General features: G+C 63.0%; 19 protein-coding genes. 13 read left to right on the top strand and 6 right to left on the bottom strand.

What is annotated here, in order from left to right:
- The first annotated feature begins 9 nt into the window (after nucleotides 1-9).
- The gene (locus FQ775_RS00840) at nucleotides 10-1,146 is read left to right on the top strand and encodes an NAD(P)/FAD-dependent oxidoreductase (protein WP_146299032.1); all 1,137 of its coding nucleotides are present in this window, start codon (nucleotides 10-12) and stop codon (nucleotides 1,144-1,146) included.
- A gap of 175 nt (nucleotides 1,147-1,321) precedes the next feature.
- Here FQ775_RS00840 and guaA read toward each other — a convergent pair whose 3' ends face one another.
- The 4 genes from guaA to katG form a co-directional block, all read right to left on the bottom strand.
- On the bottom strand, nucleotides 1,322-2,884 hold the full coding sequence (gene guaA, locus FQ775_RS00835) for a glutamine-hydrolyzing GMP synthase (protein WP_146299031.1): 1,563 nt from the start codon (nucleotides 2,882-2,884) through the stop codon (nucleotides 1,322-1,324).
- 144 nt (nucleotides 2,885-3,028) lie between these two features.
- Nucleotides 3,029-3,487: a PaaI family thioesterase gene (locus FQ775_RS00830; RefSeq protein WP_146299030.1), complete on the bottom strand. Its 459-nt coding sequence runs from the start codon at nucleotides 3,485-3,487 to the stop codon at nucleotides 3,029-3,031.
- 99 nt (nucleotides 3,488-3,586) lie between these two features.
- Nucleotides 3,587-4,876, bottom strand: a complete 1,290-nt coding sequence (locus FQ775_RS00825; protein WP_146299029.1) for an RsmB/NOP family class I SAM-dependent RNA methyltransferase — start codon at nucleotides 4,874-4,876, stop codon at nucleotides 3,587-3,589.
- A gap of 137 nt (nucleotides 4,877-5,013) precedes the next feature.
- A complete protein-coding gene (gene katG, locus FQ775_RS00820) occupies nucleotides 5,014-7,206 on the bottom strand; it encodes a catalase/peroxidase HPI (RefSeq protein WP_146299028.1) in 2,193 nt (730 codons plus the stop codon).
- 291 nt (nucleotides 7,207-7,497) lie between these two features.
- Between katG and FQ775_RS00815 the strand changes: the two genes are divergently transcribed.
- From FQ775_RS00815 to FQ775_RS00805, 3 genes are all read left to right on the top strand, one after another.
- Nucleotides 7,498-8,448: a hydrogen peroxide-inducible genes activator gene (locus FQ775_RS00815; RefSeq protein ID WP_146299027.1), complete on the top strand. Its 951-nt coding sequence runs from the start codon at nucleotides 7,498-7,500 to the stop codon at nucleotides 8,446-8,448.
- Nucleotides 8,449-8,860: 412 nt separating this feature from the next.
- Entirely contained in the window at nucleotides 8,861-9,112 is a 252-nt protein-coding gene (locus FQ775_RS00810) for a helix-turn-helix domain-containing protein (protein ID WP_146299026.1), read from the top strand.
- 319 nt (nucleotides 9,113-9,431) lie between these two features.
- On the top strand, nucleotides 9,432-11,081 hold the full coding sequence (locus FQ775_RS00805) for a flavin-containing monooxygenase (RefSeq protein WP_146299025.1): 1,650 nt from the start codon (nucleotides 9,432-9,434) through the stop codon (nucleotides 11,079-11,081).
- 16 nt (nucleotides 11,082-11,097) lie between these two features.
- On the opposite strand, the gene FQ775_RS00800 is transcribed toward FQ775_RS00805, so the two are convergent.
- On the bottom strand, nucleotides 11,098-12,300 hold the full coding sequence (locus tag FQ775_RS00800) for an NADH:flavin oxidoreductase/NADH oxidase (RefSeq protein ID WP_146299024.1): 1,203 nt from the start codon (nucleotides 12,298-12,300) through the stop codon (nucleotides 11,098-11,100).
- 195 nt (nucleotides 12,301-12,495) lie between these two features.
- Here FQ775_RS00800 and FQ775_RS00795 point away from each other — a divergent pair, with 195 nt between their 5' ends.
- The 8 genes from FQ775_RS00795 (at nucleotide 12,496) to FQ775_RS00760 (ending at nucleotide 20,752) form a co-directional block, all read left to right on the top strand.
- Nucleotides 12,496-14,142: a long-chain-fatty-acid--CoA ligase gene (locus FQ775_RS00795; RefSeq protein ID WP_146301884.1), complete on the top strand. Its 1,647-nt coding sequence runs from the start codon at nucleotides 12,496-12,498 to the stop codon at nucleotides 14,140-14,142.
- A 93-nt stretch (nucleotides 14,143-14,235) separates the two neighbouring features.
- Nucleotides 14,236-15,357 carry an acyl-CoA dehydrogenase family protein gene (locus tag FQ775_RS00790; RefSeq protein ID WP_146299023.1) on the top strand — a complete coding sequence of 374 codons (1,122 nt, stop codon included), beginning with the start codon at nucleotides 14,236-14,238 and terminating at the stop codon, nucleotides 15,355-15,357.
- Between the two features lie 15 nt (nucleotides 15,358-15,372).
- Entirely contained in the window at nucleotides 15,373-16,149 is a 777-nt protein-coding gene (locus FQ775_RS00785; RefSeq protein ID WP_146299022.1) for an enoyl-CoA hydratase/isomerase family protein, read from the top strand.
- A gap of 11 nt (nucleotides 16,150-16,160) precedes the next feature.
- A complete protein-coding gene (locus FQ775_RS00780) occupies nucleotides 16,161-17,312 on the top strand; it encodes an acyl-CoA dehydrogenase family protein (RefSeq protein ID WP_146299021.1) in 1,152 nt (383 codons plus the stop codon).
- 88 nt (nucleotides 17,313-17,400) lie between these two features.
- Nucleotides 17,401-18,153, top strand: a complete 753-nt coding sequence (locus FQ775_RS00775) for an ABC transporter ATP-binding protein (RefSeq protein WP_432420078.1) — start codon at nucleotides 17,401-17,403, stop codon at nucleotides 18,151-18,153.
- Nucleotides 18,146-18,892, top strand: coding sequence for an ABC transporter ATP-binding protein (locus FQ775_RS00770; RefSeq protein ID WP_146299019.1), 747 nt, complete (start codon nucleotides 18,146-18,148; stop codon nucleotides 18,890-18,892). The genes FQ775_RS00775 and FQ775_RS00770 overlap by 8 nt, the downstream gene beginning before the upstream one ends.
- A 4-nt stretch (nucleotides 18,893-18,896) precedes the next feature.
- On the top strand, nucleotides 18,897-19,778 hold the full coding sequence (locus FQ775_RS00765) for a branched-chain amino acid ABC transporter permease (RefSeq protein WP_146299018.1): 882 nt from the start codon (nucleotides 18,897-18,899) through the stop codon (nucleotides 19,776-19,778).
- Nucleotides 19,778-20,752 (top strand): branched-chain amino acid ABC transporter permease, encoded by a 975-nt coding sequence (locus FQ775_RS00760; protein WP_167812718.1) that lies wholly within the window; start codon nucleotides 19,778-19,780, stop codon nucleotides 20,750-20,752. The genes FQ775_RS00765 and FQ775_RS00760 overlap by 1 nt, the downstream gene beginning before the upstream one ends.
- A gap of 24 nt (nucleotides 20,753-20,776) precedes the next feature.
- On the opposite strand, the gene FQ775_RS00755 is transcribed toward FQ775_RS00760, so the two are convergent.
- Nucleotides 20,777-21,556 carry an IclR family transcriptional regulator gene (locus tag FQ775_RS00755; protein ID WP_146299017.1) on the bottom strand — a complete coding sequence of 260 codons (780 nt, stop codon included), beginning with the start codon at nucleotides 21,554-21,556 and terminating at the stop codon, nucleotides 20,777-20,779.
- A gap of 374 nt (nucleotides 21,557-21,930) precedes the next feature.
- On the opposite strand from FQ775_RS00755, the gene FQ775_RS00750 reads away from it, so the two are divergent.
- Nucleotides 21,931-22,689: an SDR family NAD(P)-dependent oxidoreductase gene (locus tag FQ775_RS00750; RefSeq protein WP_146299016.1), complete on the top strand. Its 759-nt coding sequence runs from the start codon at nucleotides 21,931-21,933 to the stop codon at nucleotides 22,687-22,689.
- Nucleotides 22,690-22,769 lie beyond the last annotated feature (80 nt).

Here is a 22,769-nt window from a genome sequence, read left to right as displayed (position 1 = left end):
GAGAACCGGATGTCGCGCAAAGTTGACGTCGCGATCATCGGCGGCGGCATTGCCGGCGTGTCACTGGCGTACTTCCTGGCGCCGCATCGATCGGTCGCGGTACTCGAACGCGAAGAGGCGCTCGGTTACCACTCGACGGGACGCTCAGCGGCTGAGTTCTCTCGACGCTTCCATACGCCCACCGTCGGCAAGCTAGCCGAGATCAGCTACCGGTTCCTAACGGAGCCGCCCGCCGGCTTCGCCGAGATCGGGTTGCTAAAGCCCCGCGGCAATCTGGTGATCGCCGATGCCGAGAACAGAACGCGGCTGCAGGAAATATTCGCCGGCGAGAGCGCCACCAGCCCGGATCTGGAAATGCTGTCGGTCGAAGAGGCATTAACGCGCGCCCCGATCCTCAATCCCGGATACGTAGCCGCGGCCTTCTTCGACCCCGAGTGCTGGGACATGGAGGCCGATAGCCTGCTGCAGGGTTTCGCAAAGGGCGCGCGTGTCGCCGGGGCCGAAATTCTCAACCGCGCCGAACTTTTGTCCGTCGCGCGCCAAGGCAAGCAGTGGGTGCTCGACACAGGCGCCGGGGAAGTGCGCGCCGACATAATTGTCAACGCGGCCGGCGGTTGGGCCGACACGGTTGCGCAAGTCTGCGGCGTTGGCGCTCTTGGCATCCAGCCGCTGCGCCGTACCGCCATCACCGTCGACGCACCGGACGGGGTCGATGTCGGCAGCCTGCCCGAGATCAGCGAGGTCAGAGATAAGTTCTACATCAAGCCGGAGGCCGGCCGTCTGCTCGTCTCCCCCTCCGACGAGACGCCGGTGGATCCATACGATGCGCAGGCCGAAGAAATCGACGTCGCCTACGCAGCCTGGTATCTGGAGCAGGCGACCACGGTGCAGGTGCGCCGTGTCGCCCATTCGTGGGCCGGGCTGCGCAGTTTCGCGCCAGACCGGGCACCGGTCGTTGGCTATTCGGGCAAGGCCGAAAGTTTCTTCTGGCTCGCCGGCCAGGGCGGCTTCGGTATCATGACATCGCCGGCGCTCGGTCGCCTAGCCGCCGAACTCATGGTCGACGGCACGCCATCGGATATCTTTGCCGAACATTGTCTGGAGTCCGCGGCGTTGTCGCCGAAGCGGCTTGAGGGCGATCCGTAGGTGATCCAACGCGCGCCTTCGGGAAAGGCGAAAACGTACCCAGTTCGGCACCACTCTGGGCATCACGGCCCCGTTCATCGGCGCATCGCGGTCCGCCGAACCTTACGACATGGAGGACGCGCGCGGGCTCCGGCCAAGCGCCACGACATCAGCCGGAAGCTCGATACGACTTGGGTTACTCCCACTCGATGGTGCCGGGCGGCTTCGATGTGACGTCGTAGACGACGCGGTTGATGCCGCGTACCTCGTTGATGATCCGGGTAGCGGCGCGGCCGAGGAACTCCATGTCGTAGTGGTAGAAGTCGGCGGTCATGCCGTCGACCGAGGTGACGGCCCGTAGCGCGCAGACATACTCATAAGTGCGGCCGTCACCCATCACGCCGACGGTCTGCACCGGAAGAAGCACGGCGAAGGCCTGCCAGATAGCGTCGTAGAGCCCTGCCTTGCGGATCTCGTCGAGGTAGATCGCGTCGGCCTCGCGCAAAATGTCGAGCTTGTCGCGGGTGATCCCCCCCGGGCAGCGGATCGCCAGTCCCGGACCCGGGAACGGATGGCGACCGATAAAGCTCTCCGGCAGGCCAAGTTCCTTGCCGAGCACCCTCACCTCGTCCTTGAAGAGCTCGCGCAGCGGCTCGACCAGCTTCATGTTCATGCGCTCGGGCAGGCCGCCGACATTGTGGTGCGACTTGATGGTGACCGAGGGTCCGCCGGTGAAGGACACGCTTTCGATGACATCCGGATAGAGCGTGCCCTGAGCTAGGAAATCGGCGCCACCGAGCTTCTTTGCCTCCTCCTCGAAAACCTCGATGAAGAGCCGGCCGATCGTCTTGCGCTTTCTTTCCGGATCGGCCTCACCCTCAAGCGCGCCGATGAAGCGGTCCGATGCGTCGACCGCGACGAGCGGCAGGTTGTAGTGACGCCGGAACATCTCGACCACTTCGGCAGCCTCGTTCTTGCGCATCAGACCGTGGTCAACAAGGATGCAGGTCAGCTGGTCGCCGACGGCCTCGTGAATCAGGAGCGCGGCGACGGAGGAATCGACGCCTCCGGACAGTGCACAGATAACCCGCCCTTCTCCCACCTGGGCACGGATTGCAGCTACCGCCTGCTCGCGATAGGCAGCCATCGTCCAGTCCCCCTTGAGCCCGGCAATCTTCACGACGAAGTTGCTGAGCAGCTTGGCTCCGTCCGGCGTATGCACGACCTCAGGATGAAACTGCACGGCGTAGAAGCGCCGGGCTTCATCGGCGATGGCTGCGAAAGGCGCGCCGGTGGACGTGCCGACAACAGAGAAACCGGGCGGCAGTTCGGTCACGCGATCGCCATGGCTCATCCAGACCTGATGGCGCGTGCCGGCGGGCCAGACCCCATCGAACAGCCTGCACTCCTGCTTCACCTCAAGGAAAGCGCGACCAAACTCACGATGGTGTCCGCCCTCGACCTTGCCGCCGAGCTGGGCGCACATGGTCTGCTCGCCGTAGCAGATGCCAAGAACGGGGACGCCAGCTGCGAAAATTTCATTCGGCGCTCGCGGCGAGCCTATGTCGATCGTCGAGGCCGGGCTGCCGGAAAGGATCACCGCCTTCGGCCTTATGCGGGCAAAAGCCTCGGCAGCAGACTGGAACGGAACGATTTCGGAATAAACCCCGGCCTCGCGTACTCGCCGGGCAATCAGCTGGGTAACCTGACTGCCGAAATCGATGATGAGGACGGTATCGGGATGGGCGGTCTCTGTCATGCAAGGGGACTATGCGGAAAAGCGCATGCGCGCAATGGCCACCGTGGCAGAGCAGCCTTGCACACACAGAAATGCGGGCTCGCGCTTCGGCAACTCTTGGAAGACATGCCAGTGGGCGCGAGAGGCGGCGCCGGCGGATGACCGCTAGCCCGCGATCCCCTCGCGGCCCTGGACGGTCATCATGGTGCCGGTCATCGTGGCGACGAGCTTGGCTTCGCCGCCATCGTCAAAGGCATAGGCCTGGCCGTCGGCAACGATGATCGTTCGACCCGGCTTGGTCACCGAGCCGCGGAACAGGAAACGTTCGCCCTTGCCTGGCGCTAGGAGATTGACTTTGAACTCGATGGTGAGGACCGCGGCGTCCGCCGGCATCAGTGAAAAGGCCGCATAGCCGCAAGCTGAATCGAGAGCGGTCGAGATGATCCCGGCGTGCAGGAAGCCATGCTGCTGCGTAAGCTTGTCATCGTAGGGCAATTCGATCTCGATCATGCCGGGCGTCACCCGTGTCAGTTCGGCGCCGATCGCTGTCATCGCCTTCTGGCGCGCGAAGCTGGATCTGACACGCTCCTCATAGCCGTCCTGCGGGACGATCATTGCCGCCATCGTTCACTCCTTCGGCTAGCTTGCTGAAGCTTATCGCAAAGCGATTTCGCAACGCAATCGATCTTGTTGCACCGCAACAAATCGGATCGAGCCGGGCGGTCAGCCTGCTTTGTGCAGCATCGAAAAGAAGAAACCATCGGTCCCCGAACGAAGCGGCGACAGGAGGATGCCCTTCGCGGCGTCAATGCGGGCGCGCGCGGCATGGCCAGGGAACCTGGTGTCCCAAAGACCTTCGTGATCGATGGCTGAGAATTGCGGATGGCGCGACAGGAACGCCTCGATCTGGTGATGGTTTTCCTGTGCGAAGACCGAACAGGTGATATAGGCGAGCCGGCCACCCGGTCGGACGTAAGCGGATGCCAGATCGAGGATGTCGGATTGCTCGGCAAGCCGCACTTCCAACTGGCGTGGCGTCAAGCGCCATTTGGCATCCGGACGCCGGCGCCAGGTTCCCGATCCGCTGCACGGCGCGTCGACGAGCACGAGGTCCATCCGGCCGGCCAGCGACTGCAGTTCGTCGTGTCGCGCCATCACCTGTACATTGCGGCTTTCGGAACGCTTGAGCCGCTCGAAGATCGGTGCAAGCCTTTGCTTTTCCGAATCGTGCGCGAAAATCTGTCCGCTATTCTCCATCGCAGCCGAAAGCGCCAGCGTCTTGCCGCCTGCCCCGGCGCAATAGTCGAGCACCTGCATTCCGGGCCTGGCGCCGGCAAGCTCGGCGGCCAGTTGAGAACCCTCGTCCTGGATTTCGAACCAACCCTTGCGGTAAGCGGGCTCTGCCTGAACATTGGGATGGCGTCCGCTACCCTCGATCGGCGCAATACGTATCCCGTGCGGGGCGAGATCAGAAAGCAAGGCGCCGGTATCCGATAGCTCCTGCAAGATGCGTTCGCGCTTCGCCCGCAACGGATTGACACGGAGATCGAGAGGTGGACGCGAGGCCAGCGCGCCAGCCTCGGCGATCCATTCGTCGTCGAAAGCCTCGCGCAACTGTTCTACGCACCAGTCCGGGCAGTCGCCTCTCACCGCACCGGGTGCATGGTCGAGTCCGTTGGCGGCAATGGCGTTGCGCTCGACAGCGGTCAAGGCCGGCGGCCCGAAACGGTCGTCGACCAGTTGCGCCTCAAGCGCGTCCGGAACGAGACCCCATTCCAGCAGCAGGGCACCGAAAGCCAGGGCGCGCGAGGTTTCCTCGCCGAAGAGCCATGCGGCCGACCGGCGACGACGGAGGGCGTCATACACAATGTTGCCGATTGCGGCGCGATCGCCGGCGCCGGCGAAGCGATGCGACAGGCCCCATTCGCGCAGCGCGTCCGCGGCCGGGCGGTGACGTGCTTGGATTTCCTCGATGATTTCGATGGCTGCGGCGAGCCTTCCGCCAAGACGCATTCCGGTTTTCCCGATTCGGCTACCCGATCGGCGGTTCCTAGCGAGTGGCTGGACAGTGAACAAGGGAAATATCGGCTGATGAAGAAACGGGCGCGGATTGTTCCGCGCCCGTTTCTGCAGCAGTTCGTTTGTCCTCGTCAGGCGAGGTCGAAACGATCGGCGTTCATTACCTTGGTCCAGGCCGCGACGAAAGCGGCCACGAACTTCTGCTTCGAATCGTCCTGGCCGTAGACCTCCGCGAGTGCCCGAAGCTGCGAGTTGGCGCCGAAAACGAGATCAACGCGACTGGCGGTCCACTTCAACTCGCCGGTCTTGCGATCACGACCCTCGAACTCCTCCTCCTCTTCGGACACCGGCTCCCAGACCGTACCCATGTCGAGCAGATTGACGAAGAAGTCGTTGGTGAGCGTCTCTGGCCGATCGGTAAAGACGCCTTGCCTGGAGCCGCCATGGTTGGCGCCGAGCACGCGCAGGCCACCGACAAGAACCGTCATTTCCGGCGCCGTAAGCGTCAGGAGCTGCGCCCTGTCGATCAGCAACTCCTCCGCCGGGATCGTGAACCGGGTCTTCTGGTAGTTGCGGAACCCGTCCGCGACCGGCTCGAGAACCGCGTAGTTCTCTTCGTCCGTCTGTTCCTGACTGGCGTCCATGCGACCCGGCGTGAATGGCACCTCGACTTCGTGGCCGGCGGCCTTGGCAGCTTTCTCGACGCCGACACCACCGGCGAGCACGATCAGATCGGCCAGCGAGACCTTCTTGTTGCCCGACTGGGCATCGTTGAAAGCCTTCTGAACGCCCTCGAGCGTCACCAGCACCTTGGCCAGTTGTTCAGGCTGGTTGACCGCCCAGTCCTTGGCTGGTGCCAGCCGGATGCGGGCGCCATTGGCGCCGCCACGCTTGTCGGAGCCCCGGAAGGTGGCTGCCGACGCCCAGGCGGTCGAGACCAGTTCGGAGACGGTCAGGCCGGTCTCGAGAATCTTGCTCTTCAACCCGGCAATGTCGGTAGCGTTGACAAGCTCATGATCGACGGCCGGGATCGGGTCTTGCCACAGCAGATCCTCGGACGGCACTTCCGGACCGAGATACCGGGTCTTGGGGCCCATATCGCGATGGGTCAGCTTGAACCAGGCGCGCGCGAACGCATCGGCGAACTGGTCCGGATTCTCGTAGAACCGGCGCGAGATCTTTTCGTATTCGGGATCGAAACGCAGCGAAAGGTCCGTCGTCAGCATCATCGGCTTGCGATGCTTGGACCGGTCATGCGCGTAGGGGATGGATTCAGGAGCATCCTTGGCGACCCATTGCTTGGCGCCGGCCGGGCTCTGTGTCAGTTCCCATTCGTAGCCGAACAGGTTTTCGAAAAAGTTGTTCGACCATTTTGTCGGCGTCGTGGTCCATGTGACCTCGGGACCGCCGCCAATCGTATCGTCGCCCATGCCGCTGCCGAAGCTCGACTTCCAGCCGAGGCCCTGCGCCGCCAGGCCGACCGCTTCGGGATCGGCGCCCACCAGCCCGGCATCCCCGGCGCCATGTGTCTTGCCGAAAGTGTGGCCGCCGGCAATCAGCGCCACCGTCTCTTCGTCGTTCATCGCCATGCGGGCGAAGGTTTCGCGGATGTCCCTGGCGGCGGCAACCGGATCGGGATTGCCGTTCGGCCCTTCCGGGTTCACGTAGATCAGGCCCATCTGCACGGCGGCAAGCGGATCTTCGAGGACGCGGTCTCCCGAATAGCGGTTGTCGTCGAGCCAGGTCTCCTCGGAGCCCCAATAGACGTCTTCCTCCGGTTCCCATACATCGGCCCGCCCGCCGGCAAAGCCGAACGTCTTGAAGCCCATCGATTCCAGAGCGACGTTGCCGGTGAGAATCATCAGGTCGGCCCATGAGATGCTGTCGCCGTATTTCTGCTTGATCGGCCAGAGAAGCCGGCGCGCCTTGTCGAGATTGACATTGTCCGGCCAGGCATTGAGCGGTGCGAAACGCTGCTGGCCGGTACCGCCGCCGCCGCGGCCGTCGCCGGTGCGGTAGGTGCCGGCGCTGTGCCATGCCATGCGGATGAAGAGGGGCCCATAATGGCCGAAGTCGGCCGGCCACCATTCCTGGCTGTCGGTCATCAGTTGGGTGAGATCCTTCTTCAGCGCGTCAAGATCGAGCTTCTTGAATGCCTCGGCATAATCAAATGCCTTGCCCATCGGATCCGAAAGCGACGAATTCTGGTGCAGTATCTTGAGGTTCAGCTGGTTCGGCCACCAGTCACGATTCGACCGCATGCTCACATTGGTGGCGCCGTGAACCACCGGGCACAGTCCTTGTCTTTCTACCTTCACGTCCATTTTCTTCTCCGTCTGTTCCTGCTCATTTTCTAGCGGCTGTCGCTCCCGAAATCACCCTCGCGATGGAGCAGCCGCCGTTCAAACCTGTTGCCCCGGGCGCGAGCGCGAACCGCTCAACGCCCGGCCTTCACACTGACCATCTTAACAGCGTCGCTTCCCTGCCGCGGCGCGGCTTTGACACAGGACAAGGCGGTGGGCGATGGCGCCCGCTGTTGTGGAACAGTTTTAAACTACGCCGCACTCGTGATAGATACAAATTGCGTTTTCTGTTCGTTTCGATAATTTTTTCCTATGTTGAAAGTCACGCTGCGGCAGATGGAATATTTCGAGGCATTGGCCGAGACGCTGCATTTCGGGCGGGCTGCGGCGCTGGCCGGCGTGACCCAGCCCGCTTTGTCGGTGCAGATCGCCGAGATGGAGGAAAAGCTCGGATGCCGGCTGTTCGAGCGCGGGCGGTCCGGCGTGCGGCTGACCGAGGATGCCCGCTCGCTGCTGCCGCGCATCGACACGGTCCTGAACGCCGCCCGCGACATCGAGGCCAGCACACGTCGCGAGCGACTTCCAATGACGGGCCGGTTTCGCCTCGGCCTGATACCGACGATCGCGCCCTATCTTCTGCCGCGCGTCCTGCCGCGGCTGAAGAAACAGTTTCCCGCCCTGCGGCTGGAGTTGCGGGAAGCCGTGACGGCAGCGCTGGTCGAAGAGACCGCGGCGGGCAAGCTTGACGCCTTCATCGCCGCACTGCCGATCGAAGCGCCCGGTATCGTCGCCTCGGTACTGTTCGAGGATCGCTTTTTCCTGGCGGTCCCCGCAGCAGATGCCGACTTCGACGCGCCGCCGGTACCGCCGGAGAGTCCTGCGCTAGAGCGACTGATGCTCCTGGAAGAAGGCCATTGCCTGCGTGAGCAGGCGCTGGCCGTGTGCGGCAGCGTGAAGCCGATTGCCATGGCCAGTTATGGCGCAACGAGCCTTACAACCCTCCTGCAGATGGTTGCGCACGGACTCGGCGTGACGCTGATCCCCGAAATGGCTCTGGCCGCCGGCGCTACGACACGAGACCTGAAAGTCGTCCCTTTCACCGCGCCGATGCCGGCACGTACGATCTGCCTCGCGCGTCGCAAGAACAGCGAGCGGGTACAGGAATGTGACGCACTTGCGGCCGCCATCTCGACGGTGCACGGCAAGGCCGGTGTCAGCGCGTCGCGGAATGCTCAGGCAAACAAGCGTCTCTCGGCTCGATAAGGGCGCAATCGCAGACCCTGGAACGCCAAGGAGACAACCTCGTTCTGGGGCGGGGCGTTGGATGGGTAATAAATGCGGAATGTCAGCCAGGAGATATCGTTTCAAATGAGGGACGGTCCGGGTAACCGCGAACCGGGACCGGATCGGCTCAAGCCGGACTGATGGCACAGTCGACCGGCATCGTTAGGTGTGCTTCCGTTTCGGTTTGGCTCGACGAGGCAGGCAAAGTGATCGATCTGCGATCGCGGCAACTGATATCCGAACCCGATTTGCCGCCTTCGTCGCCGTCTCGCAGACCTGTTCCTCGCTTCTCGCACCAGGGACGTGGCACAGCATAGAGGATACGGGCCTTAGTGATCTGACCTTCATAGTTGTCACGACGCCGATCAACGACATCTGAAAGGCGGCGGACATGACCGACACGGAGGTCGGCAACAGGCTGAAATCGCTTAAAGGCGGTATCCAGTCGCTTGAGCGCGCGGCGTCGCTGCTCGACGTGGTAGAAACCACGGGCGAAGCGGGCACAAGTTTGGCTGACCTGTCGGAAGTGCCCGGACTTCATGTGTCGAGCGTCTTCCACCTTGCGAAAACTCTGGAGGACCTCGGTTTCTTGGCGCGACTTGGCGAGGGAAAGCATTTCTCCATCGGGCCACGGCTGTTTTAACTTTCCGCGTTTCTTGCCGCCATGTGCCAGCAATGAGTCGTCAAGAATTCACATTCATGAAACTTTCCTTCCCGTCCGCGTCATCGTTGACTTGTCGCGTACGGGAAATGATCCTTTGTTTCGCGCCGGTGGAAATCGGCTGCTGGAGGACATGCAAGAACCGGTCACCTTGGAACGGCACCGCCCTCTCGGGCGGTGGCAAGGCTTTTTGACCCCTGATCGCCACGATGATCCGAGGCCTGCAGCCGTTTTCAAGCGTCACAAGCGCCCGCTTCGGTGCTGCTGATTTCGACCGGTCATGGGACGGAGGACGCGCGAGATGGCGCAAGACAGCAAGACGCCTGCTCCTGGAACACCGAGCCGTCGCGTCGACGTGATCGTCGTCGGGGCCGGGTTCGCGGGCATGTACGCGGTCTACAGGTTCCGCGAGATGGGGAAGCGGGTTGCCGGCGTCGAGGCGGGCAGTGATGTCGGCGGCGTCTGGTACTGGAACCGTTACCCAGGCGCACGCTGCGACCTGATGAGCGTCGACTACAGCTACGGCTTCTCTGACGCGATCCAGCAGGAATGGACGTGGTCGGAGCAGTTCGCTGCCCAGCCTGAGATCCTCGCCTACGCCAATTTCGTCGCGGACCGGCTCGACCTGCGCAAACACTTCGCCTTCAACACCCGCGTCGTCAGCGCGGTGTGGGACGATGATGCCAGGCTGTGGCGGGCCACGACCGACAAGGGCGACGTGATCGAGGCGCCCTATTGCATCATGGCAACAGGGCCGCTCTCGATCCCCAAGGATCCCGACATTCCCGGCATCGCGCGCTTCCAGGGCCAGTTGCTGCGCGCTCAGAAGTGGCCGCACGAGCCTGTCGATTTCGCGAACAAGCGTGTCGGTGTGATCGGCACCGGCTCGACCGGCGTCCAGATCGTCCAGACGCTCGGCAAGGAGGCCGGCGAACTCTTCGTCTTCCAGCGCACGCCGAGCTACACCCTGCCGATGCGCAACCATGTGCTCGAGCCCGACTATGTCGAGGAGATGAAGCGCAACTATCCGGCCCTGCGCGAGGCCATGCGCAACAATCCCACCGGCGGCACGCGCCCTGTCTCGACCCGGCCGTTCTTCAGCCTGCCGCCTTCGCAGCGTCGCCAGGTCATGGAACAAGCATGGGAGAATGGCGGCCACACCTTCCTCGGTTCCTTCGCCGACCTGATGATCAATCAGGAGGCGAACGACCAGGTCGCCGATTTCGTGCGCGGCAAGATCAGCGAGATCGTCAGCGACCCGGAGACGGCGGAGGCCCTGAAGCCGCGCGGCTACCCAATCTTTGCCCGCCGGCCGTGCCTCGATACCGAATATTACGAAACCTACAACCTTCCGAACGTTCATCTCGTCGACTGCCTCAAGGCGCCGATCGTGGAGATCACCGAGAAGGGTGTGCGCACCGAGGCCGGCGAGACCGAACTCGATATCCTCATCTTCGCCACGGGGTATGACGCGCTTACCGGCGCGCTGCTCGCCTTCGACGTGGTCGGACGCAACGGTCTGACGCTCAAGGAAAAGTGGAAGAACGGACCGGTCTCTTATCTCGGCTTCATGGTTGCGGGCTTTCCGAACCTTTTCGCGCCGAGCGGTCCGAACGGTCCGGCCGCGCTGGCCAATCTGATCACGATTGCCGAACACGACGTGGACTGGATCGCCGATGCCATCGAGCACATGGAAGAGAACGGTATCGAGACCGCGGAAGCCACCAGCAAGGCCGAAACCGAGTGGATGCAGATGGTTGCTCAACTCGCCGAGCGCTCGCTGATCCGCAAGGCCAAGACCTGGTGGGTCGGCTCCAACGTCAAGGGCAAGCCTCAGGGCCTGACGATGTTCGTCGGTGGTTTCAACAAATATCGCGATCTCTGCACCGCAGCGGCCGACGGCTATGAGGGGCTGTCCTTCGAACAGGCCAGGAAAAACGCAGCGGCTTGAGCCAGGAGGACCGGCTTCATGAGCCGGTGCGAACCGGCGCGTCGGGTCGATCCCAGGCGGCGACGCTTCTCGGCCGGTCGAGTTGCAACGCCGTCGCGGGCGGCCTCGCGTCCGGGTGGGCGTGGCTAAAGCCCAGCCAGTTGTTCGGCCTCGCGCGCAGATATTGCGGCGGGTAGCCGATGTCCTGACCAAGCATCGCGGCCGCATGAAGACCCCAGCGCGGATTGTCGAGCATGGGCCGCGCGAGAGCCACGAAATCGGCGGCCTCCGAAGCGATGATTTCCTCCGCCCGATGCGGATCGATGATCATGCCCACAGCCATGGCGGCAAGTCCGGTGTGCTCGCGGATGGCGGTCGCGAACGGCACCTGATGACCGGGTGTTGCCGGCGGGATCGCGATTCCAGGCCTGATGTTGCCGGAGGACATGACCGCATAGTCGAGCCCTTCGTCTTCTAGCGCCCGCGCAAGCGCCAAGGCATCCTCGAGCGATGACCCTTCTGCAGTCCAGTCGGTCGAATTGAAACGAAAGCCAAGTGCTCTGTCGGTCGGCACCACCTTGCGGACGGCCTCCACGACTTCGACGGCAAAGCGGTTGCGGTTTTCGAGGCTACCGCCCCAGCAGTCGCTCCGCAGGTTGGTGATGGGCGAGAGGAAACTGTGCATCAGGTAGCCGTGAGCGCCATGGATCTCCACCAGATCGAACCCTGCGCGCACCGCCCGGGCAGCCGACTGTGCGAAGGCCGAGATAATGCGCGCAATATCTTCCTCGCTCAGCGGCTCGGGCGTTTGCCATCCCTCGTCATAGGCCAGTGCGGACGGGGCGACGGGCGTCCACGCGCCCTCCTCCAACGGAAGCGGTTCGCCGCGCCAACGGTCAGGAATCGTGCGGGTCGCGGCCTTGCGTCCGCAATGGGTCAGCTGGATGCCGATGCGGGCCGATGACAAGCGCCTGAGTTCGCCTACCAGCCGGGTGAGCGCGTTTTCCTGCCCATCGTTCCAGAGGCCGAGATCGCCGAGTGACCCGCGGCCGGTCGCTTCCACCGCCGTAGCCTCGGCGATAACCAGACCGGCGCCGGACATCATCATCGAGCCCAGGTGAACGAGATGCCAGGTTTGTGCGACGCCATCGATGGCGCTGTATTGACACATCGGCGAAACGACAATGCGATTGTCGAGCGTCAGGTCCCCAAGCCGTCCTTCGCTAAACAAGGCGCTCATCGACACCTCCCGTCCTCCAAGTGGCGCCAGTCTCAAGCGGCGTGGAGCGGAACGCAAACTGCGGACGGCTGCCTCCCTCCAATTTCACAACCATGAAAGAACCCTTCTCCCATGGGTCTCGAATTGACTTGCGACTGGCCCGTCGCAAATTTGTCGCCTTGGCCTAGAGGGGTGGCCGATCGGGAGGATTTGACCATGCACGGTTTGATGCAGGACAGGCAGCTTCTGGTTTCCGGGCTGATCGAACACGCCGCGCGCTACCATCCCGAGGTCGAGATCGTCAGCCGCACTTGCGAGGGGCCGATCGTCCGAACAAACTGGGCGCAAGTCCGCTCGCGGGCCGCAAAGCTTGCCAATGCGTTGCGGCGGCTCGGCGTTCAGGCGGGAGACAGGGTCGCCACCTTAGCTTGGAACACACACCGGCATCTCGAGCTGTATTTCGCCGTGTCGGGAATCGGGGCCGTCCTGCACACGGTCAACCCACGCCTGTTTCCCGAGCAGATCGACTATATCCTCAACCACGCCGAAAGCCGGGTACTGTTCTTCGACATCACATTCACCGGACTGGTGACAAACCTCCGCCCCAGTCTCGTGAAGATCGAGCATTTCGTTGCAATGACGGACACGGCAAATCTCGAAGAAGATCTTGCCGGTTGCGAGGCTTACGAGGCGCTCGTCGAGAAAGAGACGGACGAGCTGATTTGGCCCCAGTTCGATGAACGTTCCGCCTCGTCGCTTTGTTATACGTCAGGAACGACGGGTAATCCCAAAGGGGTACTGTACTCCCACCGCTCCACCGTTCTGCACTCCTTCGCGGCTTGTGCAGCCGATGGACTGAGGCTGTCGAGCGCCGACAGCGTGCTTCTGGTTGTGCCGCTCTTCCACGTAAACGCCTGGGGCATCCCCTATGCCTCCGCGATGTGTGGCGCGAAACTCGCGCTACCGGGACCGCACCTCGACGGCAGAAGCCTGTTTGAACTCGCGGTAGCAGAGGCCTGCAACTTTTCCCTTGGCGTGCCGACGGTCTGGCTCGGTTTCTTCAAGCATATAGACGAGACACCGGGCCTCGACCTCGCCGGTCTGAAGCTGGAGCGCGTGGTCATCGGCGGATCTGCCGCGCCACGTGCGATCATCGAACGTTTCCGGCGTGATCTCGGTGTTTTCGTCATCCATGCCTGGGGCATGAGCGAGACCAGTCCTCTCGCCACCATCGGCAACCTGCTGCCTAAGCACATCAGCCTGTCGGATGACGACCAATCGGACGTTCAGGTCAGGCAGGGTCGCGCGATCTACGGTGTGGAGTTGAGGATCCGTGGCGAGGACGGCGAACCCCTCGCACATGACGGGTCGAAAGCCGGCGACCTGGTCGTACGGGGTCCGTGGGTCGCTGCGGGCTATTTCAGAGGCGAGGGCGGAGAAGTGCTGGACGCCGACGGCTGGTTCCCCACCGGGGACGTCGCAAAGATCGATGCCGACGGCTACGTACAACTGACCGACCGTTCGAAGGATGTTATCAAGTCGGGCGGCGAATGGATTTCGTCGATCGATCTGGAGAACGCCGCGGTCGCCCATCCGGACGTGGCCGAGGCGGCGGTGATCGGCATTCACCATGCGAAATGGCAGGAGCGGCCGCTCATGATCGTCGTGCCCAGGCCCGGTAGCATGCCCGACCATCAGGAACTGATGAGGTTTCTATCGAGCCGGGTGGCGAAATGGTGGCTGCCGGACGACATCGTCTTCGCCGAGGAACTCCCTCACACGGCGACCGGGAAGCTGCAGAAGACCAAGCTGCGTGAACAGTACCGCAACCACGTCCTCGCCCCTGATGCTTCACATCCATGAAAGAGGTTTGCAGTTCCGTGTTGTCGTTGTGCAGCGACCGCCCATCACCTACCGTCATGTGCAAGTCCACGATTGCCGGATCAGGGAGGAATGATGCCGCAAGCCGTACTCGACGATCCTGACGGGACCGTGGCGATGCTGCGCGACAGCGTAGCAACGCTCGCCTCACGGTTTCCCGGCCCGGCATCGGTGCGCGCCAAGCGGGCCGGTGGCCGCGACGGGGACGCAGCATTGTGGCAAGCCATGGCCGAGGCCGGCTGGACAGGCATTCTGTTGCCCGAAGATCTCGGCGGCGCGGGATTGACGCTTGCCGAACAGGTCGCGCTGAGCGAAGCGCTCGGGCGGGCTCTGGTCAGCGAACCGATCGCGACTTCGGCTGTTCTGTCCTCATGTCTGCTCGGCCAGGCGGCACAGTCGGCGGAACGGGATCGGCTGGCATCAGGCCTCGTCGACGGCAACCTCGTGCTCGCACCCGCGTGGATGGATATGCATGGTCGCGCGACGGTGGCGCGCACTGCGACAGGCGGTGGCTTCACGCTTTCGGGAGCCAAACGTCATGTCGATTTTGCCCTTTCGGCGACGGACTTCCTTGTCGTCGCCGAAACGCCCGACGGTGCAGGGCTGTTCTCGGTGCCCGTCGGCATTGCGGGTCTTTCGGTGGAGACGGCACCCGGCGTCGACGGTGCGGCCATCGGGACGATCCGCTTTGATCAGTGCGCGCTTCCCGCTGAATCGCTCATCGCGGAGGCCTCCTCGCCGAACAGCCTGCTCGACGAGCCCGTGCTCCACGCACGCGTGGCGCTGGCAGCCGAACTCGCCGGGCTCGGTTCACGCGCGGTCGAAATCACGATCGACTACACCAGGGGACGTGTTCAGTTCGGGAAGCCCATCGCGAGCTTCCAGGTCATCCAGCATCGCCTGGTCGACATGTGGACCGACGCAGAATTCGCCTGCGCAGCAGTCGTCAATGCTGTCGACACGATGGCGCTTGGCGATGCGCGCGCAGCACAGATGGCGGTCTTGGCGGCGAAGGCACGCGCGGGGGACGCGGCCATTTCGATCTGCCGACGTGCCGTGCACCTCCACGGCGCGATGGGCTTTACCGACGAATGCGACATCGGGCTCTACCTGAAGCGGGCGACCAGCCTCAACGCAACGCTTGGGCAGCCTGAGGATCTTCGGCTCGAATTCGTCAATCTGGAACGCGCCGCCTGAGGCAGGGAGGACCATTTGCAGAACAAGCTCATCAAGGTGACGATCGAGGACCGTATCGCAGTCGTCAAATTGGACAACCCGCCTGTCAACGCCTATTCACGCGACTTCTCCGACGAGTTGATCGAGGTGTTCGATGAACTCAACGATACGCCCGAGGTCCGCTGCATCGTCATCACCGGCCGCGAGAAGATCTTCTCCGCCGGCGCCGACATCAAGAACCGGCAGGCCGTCGGCGACATCAAGGGCGAGACCTATCGCCATCTGCGCCGCACGCGTGAGGTGTCGAACTGCATCATGGAGTGCAACAAGCCGGTGATCGCAGCCGTCAACGGCCCCGCGCTCGGCGCGGGCCTCGGCCCCATCTACGCCGCGGACATCATCCTGGCCTCCGAAAACGCCGTCTTCGGCCTGCCTGAGATCGACATCGGCCTGATGGGCGGAGCGCGGCACACGATGACGCTGTTCCCGAAATCCCTCGCGCGCCGTATGATCCTGACGGGCTATCGCGTGCCGGCGGAAGAACTCTACCGGCGCGGCATCGTCGAGGCCTGCGTGCCGCTCGACAAGCTGATGGACGAGGCGATGGCGATCGCCCGCACCATCGCCTCCAAGAGCCCGAAGGCGCTCAGCCTCGCCAAGCGGGCCATCAACACAGTCGAGCACATGCCGCTGCGCGACGGCTATCGCTTCGAGCAGAACCTGACAGTCGAGATGACCCGGCACGAGGATTCCAAGGAGGCCATGCGCGCCTTCGTCGAGAAGCGCCCGGCCGTCTTCAAGGACACGGTGTGAAGGCGGGGGCCATGGACTGGAACGCTCTCTCCGATGACGCCTTCCGCGACGCCTTCCACGATCTGGTGGAACGGCGGCTGCCGGCGGACCTACGCTTCATGCGCAAGCAGCGGCCGCTCTTCGACGAGGTAGCCGTCTGGTACCACGCGCTCGCGGAAGAGGGCTGGCTGGCACCGGTCTGGCCGGTCGAGCATGGCGGTATGGGCCTCTCGCCCGCCAAGCACATGATCTATGTCGAGGAATGGGGGCGGCTCGGCTGCCCGCGTATTCCCGATCACGGCATCGGTCTCATTGGTCCGCTACTGCTCGAGCACGGTACGGAAGAGCAGAAGGCGTACTATCTTCCGCGCATCCTCTCCGGCGAACACGTCTGGTGCCAGGGCTATTCGGAACCTGGCGCCGGCTCGGACCTCGCCAGCCTACGCACGGCCGCGCTCCGCGACGGCGAGGACTTCGTCGTCAACGGCCAGAAGATCTGGACAACGCTTGCCCATTGCGCCAACTGGATTTTCGCGCTGGTGCGCACCAGCCGTGACGAGAAGGTGCGGCAGAGGGGCATCACCGTTCTCCTCATCGACATGACGTCGCCTGGTGTGACGGTCCGCCCGATCGCCAATCTGCGCGGCGAGACCGACTTCTGTGAGGTCTTCTTCGACGAAGTACGGGTGCCGGTCGAGAACGTCGTCGGCGAGGTCGATCAGGGCTGGAACGTCGCGAAGTCCGTGCTCGGTCACGAGCGCATCTTTCTGGGCGCGCCAACCCGGCCGGAAATCGCCATCGAACGCCTGGAAAAGCTCGCTCAGGCCCGGGGTGCCTTCGACGACCCGGCGTTTCGCTCGCGCTACGCCCGGCACCGGCTCGATCTCTACGATCTCGGCTCCGCCTTCGAGCGCTTCGCCAAGGTGTTGCGCGACGGCGGGGAACTCGGTGCGGACGTCTCGGTGCTGAAGATTTTCACCACCGAACTCTACCAGCGCATCACCGAGGAAACGCTGACCCTGGCGGGCGAGGACGCGCGGTTTTTCGACGATATCGAAGCCGGCAACGGCCATGTGGACGCGATGAATCTGTTTCTTGATTCCCGTGCGCCGGCGATCTTTGGCGGGTCGAACGAGATCCAGAAGAACATCCTCGCGAAGGCTGTCCTGAAACTGCCGAGTTGACGAAGGCCGCGCGAAGCGCGGTGCCAGGGAGGAGAACATGGGGACCAATGCCGCCGTCGCGCCTCCAGGCGCGGTGTTCGCCAGCGATATTGCCGGCGATGCGCTCGTCGGCGAAGGGCTGACAAAGGTCTTTGGTGGTTTTGCGGCCGTGAAGGACGTGAACCTCGCGGTCCGGCGTGGCTCCATCCATGCGCTCATCGGACCGAACGGCGCGGGCAAGACCACCTGCTTCAATCTTCTGACGAAGACCCTGACGCCGACCAGAGGGCGTATCCTGCTCGATGGCGAGGATATTTCCCGGCTGCGGACGTCCGAGGTAGCACGACGCGGGCTCGTTCGCTCCTTTCAGATATCGGCTATCTTCCCGCATCTGACGGTGCTGGAAAATGTCCGCGTGGCTCTGCAATCATCCCACGGTTCAGGCTACCATTTCTGGCGATCCTTGCGCGCCATTTCCACTCTTAACGGGCGGGCCGAGGAACTGCTCGAGCAGGTCGGAATCCAGGACGATCGCGACAGCCCTGCCGCAGCTCTCTCTTATGGTAGGAAGCGGGCGCTCGAGATTGCGACGACGCTTGCGCTCGAACCGCGCGTCATGCTGCTTGACGAGCCCACGGCGGGCATGGGTCACGAGGATGTCGAGCCGATCACGGAGCTGATCAAGCAGGTCGCTGTGGGTCGGACGATCCTCCTGGTGGAGCACAATCTCTCGGTGGTCTCGACGCTGTGCGACAGGATTACCGTTCTTCAGCATGGTGAAGTCCTCGCGGAAGGCACCTACGAGGACGTGTCGAACGATCCGAGGGTTGTCGAAGCCTATATGGGAGGTATCGATGAATAGGGCGGCTCAAGCGCTCGCCCCGGCGGAGCCGGAAGCCGCAGCACCTAGTCTCGACGTTTGCGACCTGAGTGCGTGGTACGCCGAGTCGCGCGTCTTGCACGGCATGAGCTTCGATGTGCGTCCAGGGGAGCTCCTGACGCTAATCGGCCGCAACGGTGCGGGCAAGACGACCACACTACGCTCGATCGTCGGACTACTCCAGAAGCGGACCGGCGCAATCCGGTTCGAAGGTCGCGATCTCATTGGCATGCGGCCTTTCGAGATCGCTCGGCTCGGCATCGGCTACTGCCCGGAAGAGCGCGCAATCTTTTCCTCGCTGTCGGTCAAGGAGAACCTCTTTCTGCCGCCTGTGCTGAAGTCGGGGGGCATGACCGAGACGGAGCTATTCGAGACTTTCCCAAATCTCAAGGCACGCTCGGCGAGCCAGGGTACCAAGCTCTCCGGCGGCGAGCAGCAAATGCTCGCGATCGCCCGAATATTGCGGACAGGGGCGCGCCTGCTTCTTCTCGACGAACCGAGCGAGGGGCTTGCGCCGGTCATCGTCAAGGAGATCGGCGAGATCATCAAACGTCTCAAGGCCCGTGGGTTCACCATCATCCTGGTCGAGCAAAACCTGCATTTCGCTCGCCTCGTCGCCGACCGGCACGTCGTAGTCGAGAACGGAAAGGTGGTCGACGTCATGACCAATGCCGAACTGGCGGCGGATATGGGCCGCGTGAAATCCTACCTGGGGGTGTGAGCACATGTTCGATGGCATCAGCATTCAGCTTCTCCTCGGACAGGTCCTGATCGGCCTTATCAACGGCTCGTTCTACGCGATGCTGTCCATGGGCCTCGTCATCATCTTCGGCATGATGCACGTCATCAACTTCACTCATGGCGCTCAATACATGCTGGGCGCGTTCGTCGCCTGGCTGCTGCTCAACCATCTCGGCATCGGCTATTGGCCGTCTCTCATCCTCGCGCCTTTCGCCGTGGCGCTGTTCGGCATCTTCCTCGAACGCGTCCTTTTGCGACCGCTCGCGGGGCTCGACCATCTCTACAGCCTGCTCGCTACCTATGCCGTCGCGCTGATTGTCGAGGGGCTGGTACGAATCCGCTACGGGTCGACAGGTCTGCCGTACGACAATCCGATCCCCGGCGGCGTGAATCTCGGCTTCATGTTTATGCCCTACTACCGGCTCTGGGTGGTGGTCTTCTCGGTGATTACCTGCGTCGGCACGTGGCTGCTGATCGACCACACCAGGCTCGGGTCCTATCTGCGTGCGGCCAACGAGAATCCACGGATCGTACAAACGTTCGGCATCAACGTGCCCAAGCTCATGACACTGACCTACGGCTTCGGTGTCGGGCTCGCCGGTCTCTGCGGCGTGCTCGCGGCGCCGATTTATCAGGTTTCGCCCTCGATGGGCTCGAGCTTGATGATCGTCGTCTTTGCGGTCGTGGTCATCGGCGGCATGAGCTCGATCATCGGCGCCGTCGCGACTGGGTATATGCTTGGTGTCGTGGAAGGACTGACAAAGGTCTTCTATCCGGAAGCCGCAAGCGTGGTAATATTCCTCTTCATGACGGTTGCGCTCTATCTGCGTCCACAAGGCATCTTCAGCGGGCGGGAGGCAAACTGATGAGAGTGCCCGTTCTTTTCGCGCTGGTTGCGGTCGCGCTGCTTCTCGTTGCGCCCCTCTACTTCTATTCAGTCACCTTGATGACTATCCTGTGCTTCGTGGTGTTCGCCTGTTCGTTCAATCTGCTGCTCGGCTATTCGGGTCTGTTGTGCTTCGGCCAGGCAATGTTCTTCGGTGGTGCCGCCTACATCACTGGCCACATCCTCAAGACGACACCATTGTCGCTGGAGCTTGCCATCTTGTGCGGAGCCGCGTTCAGCGGGCTGCTTGGCCTCGCGATCGGTTTTCTGGCCATTCGGCGGCAAGGCATACAGTTCGCAATGATCACGTTGGCGTTCTCGCAGTTCGTGTATTTCATCTTCCTGCAATCGTCCTTCACCGGCGGCGAGGACGGAATGCAGGCCATCCCGCGCAACGCGCTCTTTGGCCTGTTCGACGTCTCCGACAACACCGCCTACTATTATGTCGTGCTGGCGGTGACGCTTCTGTGCGTTTTTGTCTACTACCGCATCGTCCACTCCCCCTACGGAGAGGTGCTGAAGGCGGTTCGGGACAACCAGCCCCGGGTCGAGTCGCTCGGCTTCAACCCCGAGCGCATCAAGCTGCTGGCCTTCGTGCTATCGGCCACCATGGCCGGCGTGGCGGGCGGCATGAAGGCGACCGTCTATCAGTTCGCGACACTCACAGATGCCTCCTGGCCGATCTCGGCCGAGGTCATCCTGATGACGCTGCTCGGCGGCCTCGGTACATTAACAGGGCCGATCTTTGGTGCCGGCATCATCATCCTGCTCAACGACTACCTTGCCGGCTTCGGTGAGTGGGCCCTGATCAGCCAGGGCGTGATCCTGCTCGTCGTGATCGTCTTCTTCCGCCGCGGGTTTGTTGGAGAACTTTCCGCGTTCTCGAGCTACCTGCGCAGCAGGCGCGCGTCCGTAGCGGATGCCAAGTCGGCTAGCCCGGCGCGAGCGCACTGACGCTTCGGAGCACAGCTGCAAGCGTCAGAGCTCGATGTCGATCGGCTGGTCGAAGGGATCACTCGGCGTGACGGACTTGGCGGCCCGCTGAAGGATGGTCAGGTATCGCTCCCGGTTCTTCCGTATGCGTTCGGCAGCTCCGCCGAGCCCCATTGCGGCCGGCTGGTTCTGGATGGTTATCGGCAACAGCACGCATACCGTCCCGCCGCCAAGGAATGGGATGTTCTCGGTCCACGCATAGCCTTGCCGCCGAATTTCCCGCACGCGATCCATCATGTCCGAGACCTTGACGCGGTCCGTGTTCCGTGGCGTGGCAATGTTGGCGCGCCGGACGGTATTGTCGATCTTGTCGTCAGGCATGGTAGAAAGAAGCAGCCAGCCGACCGCCGACTGCGTGAGTGGCCGTAGCGTGCCTTCGTCGACATGAAAGCGCAGTGCGTGCACCGACTGGATAATCTTGACATATTGCAGGTAAACATCGTTCCGAGTGTTGATGGAGACTGTCTCGCCTGTCGCGGCGTGCACGTCGTGGAGCGCCTCGAGTGCGCGTCCGGAACCAAAGAGCGCGCGCGGCACCCAGTCGCCGAGCGCCGTCACCTTGGGCGTCGGGAAGTACAGCCTCTCCTTGCGGTCGAAGTTCAGATAGCCAAGCGTGACGAGCGTCTTGAGCAGGACTGTCGCGCTTGATTGCGGATATCCGAGGGCGATGGCGATCTCCGACATCGCGCGCGGCTGTCTGAAACGCTTGAAGTACTCAAGGATTTCGATTGCGCGCGTGGCAGACTTGACCTGCGAATTCTGCATCGAACGCTCCTCCCAGCGATCGTCTTTTTCAAGAATGTGAAACTGCTCGCTACGTACCAATTGCTTCTGGTCCGACCGCACTGCGCATGACAAGCTACCTTTCGTCAAGGTCAGGCCACCGTCCGGTACTGGGAGGAAGAGCGGACAATGGCTGCGGGAAACCCCCGCGCCGGGAGGAAGACGAGCCACGCTGGCCGCTGTCTTCTGGAAAGATCAATTGTCTCGTCCGGCAGGTCAAGCCGGCAAGGCCTTTCGTGGTCAGTCCACGGGAGCCGGAGGCGTTGTGTTGCATAATCCTCTCCAGCCGGCCGACGGGGACCCGCCAACGGGCTTGGGCCGGTCGGCGCGAGAACGAGAACATTGGGAAGGAAAAGATGTCGGGGCGGCTTGAAGGTCGGGTAGCGCTGGTGACGGGAGGCGGACGCGGGATCGGTCGCGCGATCTCCGAAGCCTTCGCGCGTGAGGGCGCCGCCGTCGGCGTGCTCGACCTCAAGTCCGAAATCGCCGACGCTGCGGCTGACGGCATCAAGGCGGCGGGCGGACGGGCGATCCCGTTGACCGGCAATGTCGCGAAACGCGCCGATCTCTTCGCAGCCGCCGAAATGCTCAAGGACACGTTCGGCCCGGTCACGGTACTCGTGAACAACGCCATGTGGAACCGCTACGGATCGCTGCTCGAGCAGGACGAGGCCACGATCGGCCGGATGATTGATGTCGGCTTCAAGGGAGTCATCTGGGGCTATCAGGCGGTGGTGCCGCAAATGCAGGAGGCCGGCGCAGGATCGATCATCAACATCGCCTCGCCGGCGGCGCTGATCGCTATGCGTCATGGCATCATGTACAGCGCCGTCAAGGCTGCCGTTCAGGCCTCGACGCGCTCGGCGGCAGCAGAATTCGGTCCGATGAACATTCGCGTCAACGCCATCGCGCCGGGCTCGACGCGCACGGATGGAGCCAATCTCGTCGTCGACGAGGAAGGCTGGGAGCGGCGCAGGCAGAAAGTGCCGCTCGGGCGCCTGGGCGAACCCGAGGACATCGCCAACGCAGCGCTTTTTCTCGCGGGTGCGGAGTCAGGCTGGGTCAGCGGCGACATGATGCTGGTCGATGGCGCCATGACGTTCGCCTTTTTGTGAGATCGGCCGGCGCGGGGCGCCGGATGTGCAACCCGCTTCCGGCGGTGGAGACAAGGGCCGGAAGCAACAAGTGGAGGAAA

This window comes from Nitratireductor mangrovi (assembly GCF_007922615.2).
GTDB lineage: Bacteria > Pseudomonadota > Alphaproteobacteria > Rhizobiales > Rhizobiaceae > Mangrovimarina > Mangrovimarina mangrovi.
The sequence above is the reverse complement of the archived record's forward strand: the minus strand, read 5'-3'. Positions and strand labels throughout refer to the sequence as shown.

What these genes read in the sequence shown, in the direction of transcription:
- FQ775_RS00770 (WP_146299019.1), top strand. Translation starts at nt 18,146, where the DNA reads ATGAATAGGGCGGCTCAAGCGCTCGCCCCGGCGGAGCCGGAAGCCGCA.
- FQ775_RS00825 (WP_146299029.1), bottom strand. Translation starts at nt 4,876, where the DNA reads ATGCGTCTTGGCGGAAGGCTCGCCGCAGCCATCGAAATCATCGAGGAA.
- FQ775_RS00750 (WP_146299016.1), top strand. Translation starts at nt 21,931, where the DNA reads ATGTCGGGGCGGCTTGAAGGTCGGGTAGCGCTGGTGACGGGAGGCGGA.
- katG (WP_146299028.1), bottom strand. Translation starts at nt 7,206, where the DNA reads ATGGACGTGAAGGTAGAAAGACAAGGACTGTGCCCGGTGGTTCACGGC.
- FQ775_RS00815 (WP_146299027.1), top strand. Translation starts at nt 7,498, where the DNA reads ATGTTGAAAGTCACGCTGCGGCAGATGGAATATTTCGAGGCATTGGCC.
- FQ775_RS00760 (WP_167812718.1), top strand. Translation starts at nt 19,778, where the DNA reads ATGAGAGTGCCCGTTCTTTTCGCGCTGGTTGCGGTCGCGCTGCTTCTC.
- FQ775_RS00780 (WP_146299021.1), top strand. Translation starts at nt 16,161, where the DNA reads ATGGACTGGAACGCTCTCTCCGATGACGCCTTCCGCGACGCCTTCCAC.
- guaA (WP_146299031.1), bottom strand. Translation starts at nt 2,884, where the DNA reads ATGACAGAGACCGCCCATCCCGATACCGTCCTCATCATCGATTTCGGC.
- FQ775_RS00800 (WP_146299024.1), bottom strand. Translation starts at nt 12,300, where the DNA reads ATGAGCGCCTTGTTTAGCGAAGGACGGCTTGGGGACCTGACGCTCGAC.
- FQ775_RS00840 (WP_146299032.1), top strand. Translation starts at nt 10, where the DNA reads ATGTCGCGCAAAGTTGACGTCGCGATCATCGGCGGCGGCATTGCCGGC.
- FQ775_RS00830 (WP_146299030.1), bottom strand. Translation starts at nt 3,487, where the DNA reads ATGGCGGCAATGATCGTCCCGCAGGACGGCTATGAGGAGCGTGTCAGA.
- FQ775_RS00795 (WP_146301884.1), top strand. Translation starts at nt 12,496, where the DNA reads ATGCACGGTTTGATGCAGGACAGGCAGCTTCTGGTTTCCGGGCTGATC.
- FQ775_RS00805 (WP_146299025.1), top strand. Translation starts at nt 9,432, where the DNA reads ATGGCGCAAGACAGCAAGACGCCTGCTCCTGGAACACCGAGCCGTCGC.
- FQ775_RS00755 (WP_146299017.1), bottom strand. Translation starts at nt 21,556, where the DNA reads ATGCAGAATTCGCAGGTCAAGTCTGCCACGCGCGCAATCGAAATCCTT.
- FQ775_RS00790 (WP_146299023.1), top strand. Translation starts at nt 14,236, where the DNA reads ATGCCGCAAGCCGTACTCGACGATCCTGACGGGACCGTGGCGATGCTG.
- FQ775_RS00810 (WP_146299026.1), top strand. Translation starts at nt 8,861, where the DNA reads ATGACCGACACGGAGGTCGGCAACAGGCTGAAATCGCTTAAAGGCGGT.
- FQ775_RS00765 (WP_146299018.1), top strand. Translation starts at nt 18,897, where the DNA reads ATGTTCGATGGCATCAGCATTCAGCTTCTCCTCGGACAGGTCCTGATC.